The 13,724-nt window shown below is 43.3% G+C and carries 12 protein-coding genes; 11 read left to right on the forward strand and 1 reads right to left on the reverse strand.

What is annotated here, in order from left to right:
* Positions 1–25: 25 nt before the first annotated feature.
* Both P9L93_07050 and priA read left to right on the forward strand, forming a co-directional pair.
* Positions 26–658, forward strand: coding sequence for a uracil-DNA glycosylase (locus P9L93_07050; GenBank protein MDP8230840.1), 633 nt, complete (start codon positions 26–28; stop codon positions 656–658).
* The gene (gene priA, locus P9L93_07055; GenBank protein ID MDP8230841.1) at positions 622–2,661 is read left to right on the forward strand and encodes a primosomal protein N'; all 2,040 of its coding nucleotides are present in this window, start codon (positions 622–624) and stop codon (positions 2,659–2,661) included. Before P9L93_07050 ends, priA begins: the two co-directional genes overlap by 37 nt.
* 52 nt (positions 2,662–2,713) lie before the next feature.
* Here the strand turns inward: priA and P9L93_07060 are convergent, their stop codons facing one another.
* Positions 2,714–3,310, reverse strand: coding sequence for a tetratricopeptide repeat protein (locus P9L93_07060; GenBank protein MDP8230842.1), 597 nt, complete (start codon positions 3,308–3,310; stop codon positions 2,714–2,716).
* 67 nt (positions 3,311–3,377) lie between these two features.
* Between P9L93_07060 and def the strand changes: the two genes are divergently transcribed.
* From def to P9L93_07105, 9 genes are all read left to right on the forward strand, one after another.
* A complete protein-coding gene (gene def / locus P9L93_07065) occupies positions 3,378–3,881 on the forward strand; it encodes a peptide deformylase (GenBank protein MDP8230843.1) in 504 nt (167 codons plus the stop codon).
* Positions 3,878–4,792, forward strand: a complete 915-nt coding sequence (gene fmt, locus P9L93_07070; protein ID MDP8230844.1) for a methionyl-tRNA formyltransferase — start codon at positions 3,878–3,880, stop codon at positions 4,790–4,792. The genes def and fmt overlap by 4 nt, the downstream gene beginning before the upstream one ends.
* Positions 4,793–4,820: 28 nt before the next feature.
* Positions 4,821–5,849: a galactose-1-phosphate uridylyltransferase gene (locus P9L93_07075; protein MDP8230845.1), complete on the forward strand. Its 1,029-nt coding sequence runs from the start codon at positions 4,821–4,823 to the stop codon at positions 5,847–5,849.
* The gene (galT, locus tag P9L93_07080; protein ID MDP8230846.1) at positions 5,850–6,842 is read left to right on the forward strand and encodes a galactose-1-phosphate uridylyltransferase; all 993 of its coding nucleotides are present in this window, start codon (positions 5,850–5,852) and stop codon (positions 6,840–6,842) included. It abuts the gene before it with no gap.
* Position 6,843: 1 nt separating this feature from the next.
* Entirely contained in the window at positions 6,844–7,854 is a 1,011-nt protein-coding gene (gap, locus tag P9L93_07085) for a type I glyceraldehyde-3-phosphate dehydrogenase (GenBank protein ID MDP8230847.1), read from the forward strand.
* A 144-nt stretch (positions 7,855–7,998) separates the two neighbouring features.
* On the forward strand, positions 7,999–9,405 hold the full coding sequence (glgA, locus tag P9L93_07090) for a glycogen synthase GlgA (protein MDP8230848.1): 1,407 nt from the start codon (positions 7,999–8,001) through the stop codon (positions 9,403–9,405).
* 9 nt (positions 9,406–9,414) lie between these two features.
* The gene (locus P9L93_07095) at positions 9,415–10,404 is read left to right on the forward strand and encodes a Fic family protein (protein ID MDP8230849.1); all 990 of its coding nucleotides are present in this window, start codon (positions 9,415–9,417) and stop codon (positions 10,402–10,404) included.
* Positions 10,405–10,451: 47 nt separating this feature from the next.
* Complete coding sequence (locus P9L93_07100) at positions 10,452–12,425, forward strand: DUF1926 domain-containing protein (protein MDP8230850.1); 1,974 nt, start codon at positions 10,452–10,454, stop codon at positions 12,423–12,425.
* Positions 12,426–12,535: 110 nt separating this feature from the next.
* On the forward strand, positions 12,536–13,723 hold the full coding sequence (locus P9L93_07105) for a phosphoglycerate kinase (protein ID MDP8230851.1): 1,188 nt from the start codon (positions 12,536–12,538) through the stop codon (positions 13,721–13,723).
* Position 13,724 lies beyond the last annotated feature (1 nt).

Consider the following 13,724-nt stretch of genomic DNA (forward strand, 5'->3'; position numbering starts at 1 on the left):
TCTACTTTAGCGATGGGAGAGTACGGTGCAGGATATTCTAAGATCAATAAAGGCATATTTGCAGATGGAAAAGGAAGGCGGGGTAACAGAGTATCTTTTTTCATCTAAATCAAAGAAGCAAGGTTTGGAATCCTTAAAGCAAAAGACAATGCAGTGCCAGAAGTGCAGCCTGGCTAAGACAAGGCATAATGTCGTATTTGGTAGCGGCTCTACAAGCGCAAAGCTCATGTTTGTGGGCGAGGCGCCTGGATATGACGAGGATATGCAGGGCCAGCCTTTTATTGGCAAGGCCGGCATGCTCTTAACAAAGATAATAGAGGCAATGGGATTAAAGAGGCAAGATGTATATATCTGTAATATTTTAAAATGCCGCCCCGCTAATAATAGAAACCCCTTGCCAGAAGAGATCTCCGAGTGCATTGATTATCTCCATAAGCAGATAGGGAATATAAAGCCGAATGTCATCTGCGGACTTGGAAAATTTGCAAGCCAGACGCTCCTGAATACTGAAACCCAGATAAGTAAGTTAAGAGGAAATTGGCATGAGTTTAAAGGTATAAAATTTATGCCCACCTATCATCCCGCATATCTTTTACGTAACTCCAGCGAGAAGAAACTCGTATGGCAGGACATGAAAAAGATATTGAAAGAGCTATGAAATACGCAGACATAGTCGTGAACAGGCCTGTTGAAGGGCCTTTTTCTTATTTGATACCGGATAGTCTGAAAGATCAGGTGCGGATAGGAAGCTGTGTAGAGGTATCTTTTGGCCCCAGACACATAACAGGCTATGTAGTGGCGCTTTCTTCAAAGTGCGATATAAAGAATATCAAACCTATAGCCCGTGTTCTGGACAGGTCTCCTCTTATAGATGAAAACATGCTAAAACTCACGAAGTGGATCTCAGAGCATTATTATTCTTCGTGGGGAGAAGCGATCTCAGCAGCTGTGCCCAGTGTCTTGAAAAAAAGCCTTAAAGGCACAAGGCGCATGAAAAGTAAAGAGCTGAAAGAGGATGAAGTGGAGTACATAGATGGTTCAGGTACGCACCTTTCTCCAAATATAGAACAGAAACGCGCGCTTGATTCAATAAAACAGTGCGTGAACGATAAACTCCACAAGGTTTTTCTTCTGCATGGCGTAACTGGCAGCGGAAAAACAGAGGTGTACCTGCAATCTATTGCTTATGCTCTTGAATCGGGGCGTTCGAGCATTATGCTGGTTCCTGAGATCTCGTTGACGCCGCAGACTGTTGCGCGTTTCAGGGCCAGGTTTGGAGAAAAGATAGCGGTCCTTCACTCCAGACTCTTAGGTTCGCAGCGCGCAGGTGAATGGGAAAGAATAGCCTCTGGTAAGGCGCAGATCGTGGTTGGCGCCCGCTCAGCAATATTCGCGCCTCTAAAAAATCTTGGCCTGGTAGTCGTGGATGAAGAGCACGAGACGTCATATAAACAGATGGATGTGCCGAGATATAATGCAAGGGAGGCAGGCATAAAAAGGGCTAGTCTTTCAGACGCAGTTGTTATATTGGGAAGCGCGACACCTTCGCTGGAATCTTATTATGCGGCTAGAAAAGGTGATTATGAACTTATTGAATTATCTGAGAGAATAGACTCGAGGCTTTTACCTGAGGTAGATATCGTGGATATGCGTGATGAGATGACAAGGGTAAAAAGATTTCCTATTCTTTCTGAATTACTTAAGAGGTGGATACAAAAGGATCTTTCTGAAGGTAAGCAGATCATACTTTTTTTAAATAGGCGTGGCTTTTCGACATTTATAAGCTGCAGAAAATGCGGCCATGTGCTTACGTGTAAGAGATGCAATGTAAGCCTCACATATCATTTTCACAAGAAAAAACTCATATGTCATCACTGTAGCTACAAGATCGATCCGCCTGAGGTCTGTCCAGAGTGTAATTCATCTTATGTAAAATACTGGGGGCTGGGTACTGAAAAGGTCGAGAGCGAGATTCACAGGCTTTTCCCGAGTGCCAGGATCGCTCGCATGGATACTGACGCGACTCGCAAGCGTGGGACGCATGAGAAGGTATTGTCTAAATTTAAAGATCATAAAATAGATATTCTTGTGGGCACACAGATGATAGCAAAGGGTCTGGATTTTCCAAAGGTGACGCTCGTGGGTGTTGTCTCAGCTGATACTGCGTTGAATCTACCTGATTTTCGCTCAGGCGAGCGCACATTTAATCTGCTTACACAGGTCGCTGGCCGAGCAGGGAGAAGTGATCTGGGCGGCAGAGTGATCATACAGAGTTGTACACCAGCTCACTATGCGATTCAGGCAGCAAAGACTCACGATTACAGTACATTTTATGGCAAGGAGGTTTCTTTTCGCAAGGAATTAAATCTTCCTCCTTTTTGTCATATGGTTGCCCTGACATTCAAGGGACGTAAAGAGGAAAAGGTCATGAAGGTAGCTGAATCGTTAAGGGAGAAATTCGAGAAGAGCAATAAATCCAAGGCCATAGAGATTATTGGGCCAGCTCCAGCGCCTATCTCACGCGTAAAAAACATGTATCGCTGGAATCTATTCTTAAAATCAGACAAGGTAGAGGATGTTACAGCACTTTTAAAAAAGGTGATAGGCATCCGCAAAAGAGAAGGCGGAGTGCTGATAACAGTGGATGTGGAACCTTATTAGCTAAAAGCCGAGGCCCAGCCTCGGCAAAAAAGCCGAGGCTGGGCCTCGGCTTTTAGCTGCCAAACTCTCTTTGAATAGTGCCGAGGGCATCGAGATTTTTTAGGGATTTTAGGACTTCAGTATCCTGAGGATTTATTTTGAGGGCAGCTTCGTAGTTTGATTTTGCATTTTTGTAATCTTCTTTTTTTGAATATATCTCACCCAGTCTTTTCAATATGCTGATATCTTTTGCATTGATGGCCTTTGCCTCTTCGAGGTTCTGGAGGGCATTTGCAGTAAGATTATTTTTATAAAACACATCAGCTATCTTTTTTAAAGTCTCAGTATCATTTGGATTTGAGGCAATGATCTTCTCAAGCGCCTCAAGCGCCTCAGAGATCTTACTTTTTTTCAGCATGGCCTCACTAGACAAGAAGCCAATGAGCCTATTGATGGTAGTCACTGCGGTTGTGATAAATGATGGGGGTTTGTCTCCGAGCTTATTCTTTAGCGAGAGATGCAGATAGTGCCGTGCCTCTAAGTGATCGTACTTTGATAAGAGTATTTGAGAAAAGATCTCAATGGCGTATTCGTAATTCTTCTTCTCAAACGCCAAAGTTCCTTTATTATAGAATTCTTTCAGGTCATGTTGATTGATTCCGTCAGCCATATAGCACAAGTTTACAGGAAGCTTATATGATTGTCAAGATGCAATATATATGCTAAAATCAATAAACATGGCAAAGTTAGAGATTAAGGTATATCCAGATAAGGTATTGAGGAAAAAGGCAGCATCTGTCAGGAGAGTAGGCGATGCTGAGCGCAAGCTTAGCCGCGATATGATCGAGACAATGGGCGCTGCCAATGGTGTGGGCCTGGCTGCGCCACAAGTAGGCATAAGTAAGCGGATCATAGTTGTCTTAGATGTAGAAGGTAGCGGGCAGGCGCTGGTATTTATTAATCCCAAGATACTTAAGAAAAAAGGCAGGTCCCGTGTTTGCGAAGGATGCCTTAGCGTGCCTGATGTAACAAGTGATGTAGTGAGGCCAGAGTTTGTCACAGTAGAGGCACTGAATATAGATGGAGAGCAAATAAAGATGGAGGCCGGCGGCCTTCTTGCCAGGATCATACAGCACGAGATCGATCATCTGGACGGCATACTTTTTATAGATCGTATCGGGATTTTAAAGAGAAAGAAACTAATAAAGCAGCTTGGGTCAAAGGTGTGTATGGAACTATGAAGATCGTATTTTTCGGAAGTTCAGAATTTGCAGTGCCTGTTCTGGAGGGTTTGGATGTTGCGCTCGTAGTGACACAGCCTGATAGAAAAAAAGGCAGGTCGCAGAAGATTTCTTCTACAGCTGTAAAGATAAAGGCAGATGAGCTAAAGATCAAGACTTTTCAGTCAGAGGATGTAAATTCCAAAGAATCAATAGAGTATTTGAAGGGTCTTGGGGCGGATCTTTTTATAGTTGTGAGTTTCGGACAGATCTTGTCCAGGGAGTTACTGGACGTGCCCAAGCTCTACGCATTGAACGTGCATGCGTCACTCTTACCAAAGTATCGCGGCGCGGCGCCGATAAACTGGGCGATTGCCAATGCTGAGAAAGAGACAGGCATTACCATTATAAAGATGAATGAGAAGATGGATGAGGGTGATATTGTTTTAAAAGAGGCAGTTTCGATCAATAAAGATGAAGATGCCACTCAACTGTCAAAAAAACTTTCCAAAAAAGGCGCTGAGGTTTTATTAAAGTGTTTAGGGAGTTCTATTGATTTTGAAAAACAAGATAGCAGCAAAGCTACATACGCGCCTAAATTGAAAAAAGAAGATGGACTTATTGATTGGAACTGGAGCGCTGAAAAGATCTACAATAGGATCCGCGCATTTGTGCCATGGCCTGGATGCTTTACGCATTTAGATAAAAAGATATTAAAAATATACAAGGCTAGTGTACGATCCGAGTCCAGCGATAAGAAGCCAGGCACTATCTTAGAAATTACAAAGGAATACATATCAGTTGGCACTGGAAAAGGCATTCTCAATATAAAAGAACTGCAACTGGAGTCAAAACGCCGCATGAACGTAGAAGAATTTATCGCAGGCCACAAAGAATTGACTATTGGCGCTATTTTTTCATTGTGTAGATAACGTTTTATGTTATAATTAAACCTTAAATATGCCGGAATTACGCAAAGATCCTATAATTGGGCGATGGGTTATTATCTCTACTGAGAGGGCAAAGAGGCCTAGCGATTTTAAGGTGTCTCATACTGAGGTAGTAGAGGAGGCCTGTCCGTTTTGTAAAGGCCATGAGCATGATACGCTTCCAGAAGTTTTTGCAGTGAGAAAGAAGGGCTCGAAGCAAGATGGACCTGGATGGGATGTTCGCGTGGTGCCGAGCATATCTCAGAGACTTGATGTAAGCGGTAGCCTTGATAGGCGCGGCATAGGCATGTACGATGTAATGGACCCTGTAGGCGCGCACGAGGTAATAATAGAATCACCTGAGCATTTCACAGATATTCATGAATTGTCCAAAAAACAGATAGAGCTTGTAATACGCGCAAGCGCCAACCGCATCACAGAGCTTGGAAAGGACCAAAAGCTTAAATATTGTCTGCTTTTCAAGAATCATGGGCTAAGGGCAGGCGGATCCAGGACTACAAAGCACGTGCGTTCGCAGATCATTGCCACACCTGTTACACCAACAAGGGTAAAAGAAGAGCTCCGCGGCGCGCGATTTTATTATAAATTTAAAGATAGATGCATATTCTGTGACATTATAAGACAGGAGCTGGAGAGCGGCGAAAGGGTTGTAATGGATACAAAGACTATGCTGGTCATAGCGCCCTTTGCCTCAAGATTTCCTTTTGAGATGTGGCTATTGCCGAAAAAACACTCTTCAGATTTTGTAAATATAAGTAAAGACGAAGTCAGAGACCTTGCTGATGTATTTAAGACAGTATTTGCCAAGCTTTCCAAGGCCTTAAACGACCCGCCGTATAATTATATGCTGCATACGGCACCCTTTAGGCATACTAAAAGGCTTGGCTATTGGCATACAATAAAAGACGATTATCACTGGCACATAGAAGTTACTCCAAGGATAACACAGGTTGCTGGCTTTGAATGGGGGTCTGGATTTTATATCAATTCTACTCCGCCAGAAGACGCAGCGAAATATTTACGGGAAACAAAAATTTAAATGAGTCAGTTAAGACGCGACCCGATAACAGGAAGATGGATTATTGTCAATATCTCTGAGCCTAAGAAGCCAGAAGAGTTTGACCTTAAGCCGCAGATAAAAAAAGGCGGGACCTGTCCTTTTTGCACAGGCAATGAAGCCATGACCCCGCCTGAAATCCATGCTGTAAGAAAACCCAGGACAAAACCTGATACACCTGGCTGGTCTGTGAGAACAGTGCCGAATAAATTTCCTGCCCTGGATACAAAAGGCAGTGTTGAAAATCGCGGCATAGGCATATATGATCTCTCAAGCGGCGTTGGCGCCCACGAGGTGATCATAGAAAACCCCGACCACAATAAAGATCTGGCTGATCTTACGCAAAAAGAGATACAGAATGTTATACTTGAATATCGCTCGCGCTCGCTTGAGCTGGAAAAAGACGAGAGATTCAGGTACATATTGATATTTAAAAATCACGGCTCATCAGCAGGCGCGTCCCTGGAGCATTCGCATACCCAGATCGTGGCGCTCCCGATCATTCCAAAAAGGGTCAAGGAAGAATTAAAAGGCGCGTCCACTTATTTTGGTTACAGAGAAAGGTGCGTTTTCTGCGACATGGTCGCTCAGGAGCTCCAGGATGAGCTAAGGGTCATATCTGAGAATAAACATTTCGTGGCGTTCTGCCCGTTTGTGCCGCGTTTTGCGTTCGAGACATGGATATTGCCGAAAAAGCATGATCAGAATTTTACATCAATAGATAATACTATGGCTGGCGCAATGGCAAGTATTTTAAAGGACACACTTATGAGATTAAAAAAGGTCTTGAAAGACCCAGCCTATAATTTTATAATACACACTGCTCCGATCAGGGATGGCATCAATGAGGAGTTTCACTGGCATCTAGAGATAATGCCAAAACTAACAAGCGTTGCTGGTTTTGAATGGGGATCAGGTTTTTACATAAATCCGACGTCGCCAGAACTCGCAGCAAAACACTTAAGGGAGGCTTAACATGGCAGTAAAGGTTGGTATTAACGGTTTCGGCCGGATAGGTAGGAATGTCTTTCGTGCCGCAGTTGAAAACAGAAACATTGATTTTGTAGCAATAAATGATCTTCCTATTCCAATAACATCACTCGCGCATCTTTTGAAGTATGATTCCATCATGGGAGAGCTGAAGGTGACTGTGGAAGCAAGGGGCGATATGCTCGTTGTGAATGGCAAGGAGATCAAGATCCTTAATCACAAGGATCCAGCAGAGATCCCGTGGAAGGCATTGGGTGTGCAGGTAGTAATCGAGGCAACAGGCGTATTCAAGGACAAGGAAAAGGTAATGAAGCATATCCAGGCAGGCGCTAAAAAGGTCATCATCACTGCGCCGGCAAAGAATGAAGACATCACGATCGTGCTGGGCGTCAATGAAAACATGTACGATGCCGCAAAGCATCATGTGATCTCAAATGCATCGTGCACGACGAATTGTCTCGCGCCTGTAGCAAAGGTCCTCATAGAGAATTTTGGTTTTAAAAGAGGACTCATGACTACGATACACTCTTATACTAATGACCAGAAGGTACTTGACCTGCCGCATAAAGACATAAGAAGATCGCGCGCAGCAGCGCTTTCAATGATCCCGACTACTACTGGCGCGGCAAAGGCAGTGGGGCTGGTTTTACCTGAGCTAAAAGGTAAGCTGGATGGTCTTGCCATAAGGGTACCTACGCCAAACGTTTCTTTGGTGGACCTTGTTTGCGAGGTAGAAAAGGACGCGTCCAAGGAAGAGATTAACAGGGTACTTAAGGAAGCAGCTGAAGGAAAACTTAGCAGGGTTTTGGAATATTGTGACAAGCCGCTCGTAAGCAAAGATTTCAATGGCAATCCAAAATCTTCCATAGTCGACGCAGCGCTTACCATTGTAATCGACAAGCGACTAGTAAAGGTCCTGAGCTGGTATGACAATGAATGGGGCTATTCCTCAAGAGTAGTCGACCTTATCGAGTTCATCGCTAATAAGGGATTGTAGTAAATGTTTGTTGTGAGTTGTGAGGGTTGGTTGTGTGTTGTGTGTCGGGTTGTGGGGATGGGTAGTGAGTTCTAACCCCACCCACATAACTCATAACTCGACTCACAACCCACAACTCACCCCAACCCTCACAACATTAATATCATGAATATCCTTTTCGTATCATCAGAAGTATTTCCATTTGCAAAAACAGGAGGGCTTGCCGATGTAGCGGCAGCCCTCCCTGTTGCGCTTTTCAAAAAAGGCCACACCTGCAGCATCATACTCCCGTTTTATAAATGCGTAAAAGAAAGTGGATTTACGCCCGAGCTTTTTAAAAAAGAAAAAGGGTTTGAGCTTTATTTCTTGAATCACGAGGGCGTTAACGTATATTTTATAAAAAAGGACGAGTATTTTGACAGGGATCAGTTATACGGCACGCCGCAGGGCGATTATCCTGACAATGCGCTGCGCTTTGGATTTTTTGCAAAGTCTGTTATTGCGTCCATTCCTCATATTGGAAAAATCGATATACTTCATTGCAATGACTGGCAATCAGCGCTTATCCCGCTTTACATCAGGCTCTTTCACAAAGAGCTCATCGTAAAAATCCTTTTTACAATACACAATATGGCTTATCAGGGCCTTTTTAATCGAGAAGTCATGCGGGTCTTAGGCCTTCCTAAGAATTTATTCACGATGAATAGGCTGGAGTTCTGGGGCAGGCTTAATTTTATGAAGGCAGGCATTATATATTCTGATGTTCTTAGCACAGTGAGTAAAGGTTATAGCCGTGAGATCCTGACTCAGGAATTTGGATGTGGCCTGGACGGGCTTTTGCAGACGAGGAAAAAAGACCTTTACGGTATAGTAAATGGTGCAGATTATTCCATATGGAATCCAGAGACAGATGATCTTATTATTAAAAAATATAGTAAGGATGATTTAAGTGGCAAAGTAGAATGCAAAAAAGATCTCTTAAAGCAATTTGACATAGAGTATAGCGCTGAGAGACCTGTTATTGGAATGATTACGCGTCTTGCTGAGCAAAAGGGCATTGATTTAGTGGCAGACAGCATGGAGGAGATGCTGAATCTAGGTGTAGATTTTGTGCTCCTGGGATTTGGTGACCAGAAATACAATAATATCTTTAAGGATCTTGCAAAACGCTACAAGGGCCGCGTTGGCGCAAAAATAGATTTTGACAATGCTCTCGCGCACAAAATAGAAGCAGGAAGCGACATGTTCCTCATGCCATCGAGATACGAGCCCTGCGGCCTGAACCAACTCTACAGCATGAAATACGCCACAGTCCCAGTTGTCCGAGCAGTCGGTGGCCTGGACGACACTGTAGAAAACTTTAACCCTGCCACAAAAAAAGGCAACGGCTTCAAATTCAAACACGCCACCAAGGATGCGGTGTTATCCGCCATCAAAAAAGCCACATCCCTATACAAAGACAAACCCTCATGGAGCGCTTTACTCCAAAACTCTCTCTCCTGCGACTTCTCCTGGTCCTCATCCGCTGAGAAGTATGAAGAGCTATACGCTAAACTCTTAAACTCAAAATAACCCTTGACTATGATAGTATCATATGATACTATATATAGTATGAGACCGGTATTTGAAGTTACTTTAAAGATCCTTAACCTATGCACGCGTATTACCCGTCTTTTAGGGCAATATGAGGGTCTAAAGCAGCCAAGGCCACAACCCATTCTTCGTAGGCACAGCCGTATTAAAAGCATCCAATCTTCTTTAGCCATCGAAGGCAATAGCCTTACAGAAGACCAGATCACAGACCTTTTAAATAATAAAAGGGTTATCGGGCCTGCAAAAGATATCCTTGAGGCAAAAAATGCCATTAAGGCTTATGATGTATTGCGAAGCTATCGTATCTATAACATCAAGTCTTTTCTATCCGCGCATAAAACCATGACGCGTGGTTTAGTAAAAGATGCAGGAGAGTTAAGAAACAGTAATGTCGGTATATTCAAGGGTGAAAAAGTAGCGCATGTTGCTCCTAAGTTTCAGCTTGTGCCTAAGCTCATGGATGAACTTTTTCAATTTCTAAAAGAAGAATCCGATATTCACCCTTTAGTAAAGTCCAGTGTCTTTCATTATGAGATTGAGTTTATCCATCCATTTACTGATGGCAATGGACGCATGGGCCGGCTATGGCAATCAGCTATTCTTTTAGACTATCATCCTATGTTCGAATATATCCCTATTGAGTCAATAATCAAGAAGAAGCAGAAAGGGTATTATCAAGTTTTATCAGAAGCTGATAAGACGGGCACTTGTACCAAGTTTATCGAGTTTATACTAGCGGCCATTCACCAGTCAGCCAAGGAATTTTTTGCAGAACTTAGGCCCGAGGCAGAGACCATAGAGACGAGAATTGCTTTAGCCAAAAGCCATTTTCATAAACGTCGTTTCTCAAGAAAAGAGTACCTGATTTTCCATAAGAATATTTCAACAGCTACAGCCAGTCGCGACCTCTTATTCGGAGTCAAACATAAAATCCTTAAAAAATCAGGAAAAAGAGCCCTGACCCGCTATAAATTTTGAGGTTCATTTCTCGACACATTTGTCCATCTATGTTATAATAAACCATCATGAATAAAGTTTATTTTGCTTTAGGTCTGCATTTTCACCAGCCTGTTGGGAATTTTAGTGAGATCTTGGAGCGGGCGTATGAGAAGTGTTATAAGCCATTTCTGGAGGTCTATTCTAAGTATCCTAATATAAAGATGTCCCTGCATCTCTCTGGTAATCTCCTGGATTATTTTGAGAAAGCGCATCCTGAGTTTTTGGATAAGGTCAAAGCTCTTATTGATCGCGGTCAGGTGGAGATCATGGGAGGAGGATATTACGAGCCTATACTACAGGCAATACCGCAGAAGGATAGGGTTGGCCAGATAGAGATGCTTTCAAGGTATTTTGAGAATAGATTTGGAAAAAGGCCAACTGGCTTGTGGGTGCCGGAAAGGGTATGGTCTCCTGAGATAATACCAGATCTAGCTAAGTGCAACATGAAGTATGCTGTTTTAGATGACGCGCATCTAATAAAAGCAGGCGTTAGCGAGGATGATTTATACGGGTATTTCATGACTCAGGACAAGGATACAAAGATCGCTATATTTCCTTCAGACAAGGCTCTTCGTTACATAATACCTTTCAGGCCGCCCCGCGATACAATAGATTACTTCAGGGACATTGCAAGGAAAAAGACTGCACCGCTATTCATCTATGGGGATGATGCTGAGAAATTCGGGGAATGGCCTTATACGCATGACTGGGTGTATAAAAAAGGCTGGCTGGATAGTTTTTTTAAAAGCCTTACCAGGAATCAACAGTGGATAGAGACGATCAGGTTTTCTGATTACTTGTCGCTATTCCAGCCCCTAAAAGAGCTCCATGTCCCAGAGGCATCTTATGAGGAGATGATGGAGTGGGCAAATGGATCGTGGATGAATTATTTAGAGCGCTATCCTGAGTCAAATCAGATGCACAAGCGAATGACGCTTATAAGCGAGAGGGTCACAGGCCTGGTTAATAGCCCGCACTTTGAAGCTAACAGGAATAAGGTTATAGAGGCGAGAAGGGAATTATATAAAGGCCAGACTAATTGCCCGTACTGGCACGGTGTATTTGGTGGGATCTACATGCATCATTTAAGGGGCGCAGTGTACGAGCATCTTATAAATGCGGACAGGATCTGCGACGAAGTAGAGGAAACATATCAAAATGGCTCTGTCAATACAAGGGATATTGATTTTTACAATGATGGCAATAGCACTGTGATCTGCGAGAACAAGGATTTTTTTCTATGCATAGATCCTGCGAGCGGAGGCGTTATAAGGGAACTGGACTATAAGCCAAGGTCAGTTAATTTTGTAAATACGCTTGCAAGACGTAAAGAATCTTATCATACGAAGATTTTGGAAAGGATCAATAATAAGGTCACTGAGCCGCTCGCGATCCAAGAGGCTATTAAGAAGGTGGATCCCAGGATCAAGAAGGGGATTTTTTATGATAAGTTCAAGAGGGCGTGCCTGGTGGATCATTTTATAGATAAGGATCTGGAGAAGAATGATTTTGCGGATTGTAATTATGCTGATGATGGAGATTTTGCAGAGGGCCGCTATAATGTTGCGGAAGAAGAAGGCAGAGTTCTTTTGTCGCGCACAGGAAAACTCGGAGATAAATCAATAGAGGTTATGAAGGCGGTTTCTCTTTCGTCTGCTAAAGAAGTGGGGATTGTTTACACTTTGAAGAATAAGAGTAGCTCTAGAATCAATACATGTTTTGGCACAGAGCTAAACATAGCTATGCCCGGCGGCGAGACTGATAAGTTCGTAAGATCCGGCAATGCGTTTTCTGTAAAGGATGCGCAAGGCGCGCTGGAGCTTGATTTTATATTTTCCAAAAAGCCAGACAAGTTCTGGCACTTTCCAGTCCACACAGTCTCCCAATCAGAACGCGCGTACAGCCTGAGCTACCAGTCCCTGTGCATTTTCCCGATCTGGAACATAAAACTAGGCGCAGGAGAAGAATTCGAATTTTCCATAAGACTGATCGTGGTATGATTAGCTAAAGTAGACAAAACAGACAATGACTGTTTTGTCTACTTTTCAGTTGCATCCCACACATATTTATGCTATAAATAATAGCTTATTAAGGGTGGAGGAGTTTGTCCATGAATAAGAAGACTATAAAGGATATTGAGATTAAGGGTAAGCGGGTTTTGATGCGGGTGGATTTTAATGTGCCGTTGGATAAGGATTTGAGGATATCTGACGATACTCGTATACGCGCAGCGCTGCCTACTATAAAATATGCTGTGGAGCAGGGCGCAAAGGTGGTTTTGATGAGCCATCTTGGTCGGCCTAAGGGGCAGGTAGTTGATTCTATGAGACTGACACCTATTGCTGAGCGGCTTTCTGAGCTTTTAGGTAAGCCTGTTAAGAAACTGGATGAGTGTGTTGGCGCTGATGTAAAAAAGGTTGTATCTGGCATGAAGGTCGGAGATGTGGTTTTGCTTGAGAATCTCAGGTTTCATGCTGAGGAGACAAAGAATAATCCTGATTTTGCAAAGAAACTTGCTGCGCTGGGCGATGTTTATGTAAATGACGCGTTTGGTACTGCTCATCGGGCTCATGCTTCTACAGAAGGCGTTACAAAATTTATAAAGATCTCTGCTGCAGGATTTTTACTTGGCAAGGAGATTGAGTATTTTGATAAAGCCCTTTCTGATCCGCCAAAGCCATTTGTGGCAATACTGGGCGGCGCAAAGGTATCAGATAAGATCATGGTGATCGAGAATCTTTTGGAAAAGGTGCATGCGATTCTTATTGGTGGCGGCATGGCCTATACATTTATTAAGGCAGAGGGTAAAGAGATAGGAAATTCCAAGCTAGAGGCAGATAAGATAGATGTTGCAAAGTCACTGATAGAAAAGGCAAAGGCAAAGGGTGTAAAGATATTATTGCCTGTGGATCATTTGATCGCTGACAAGATCGATGCATATAGTAACACCAAGGTCGTAGATGAGACCATACCAGTTAACTGGATGGGTGTTGATATCGGACCCAAGACAGTGGATGAATTTAAGAAAGAATTGCGCAATGCCAAGATGATCATATGGAACGGGCCTTTAGGAATATTTGAAATATCGAAATTCGCAAGAGGCACAGAGGATGTGGCAAGATTTGTTGCAGGACTTGATAAGGCAATCACGATCATAGGCGGAGGCGACACAGCAAGCGCAATATCAAAGTTTGGATTAGAGAATGCAATGACGCACATCTCCACAGGAGGCGGAGCGTCATTAGAATACATGGAAGGCAAGGTGCTGCCAGGTATCGCAGCACTCAACGACAAATAGG

It is taken from the genome of Candidatus Gorgyraea atricola (genome assembly GCA_030765235.1).
In the GTDB taxonomy this organism is placed as follows: Bacteria; Omnitrophota; Gorgyraeia; order Gorgyraeales; family Gorgyraeaceae; genus Gorgyraea; species Gorgyraea atricola.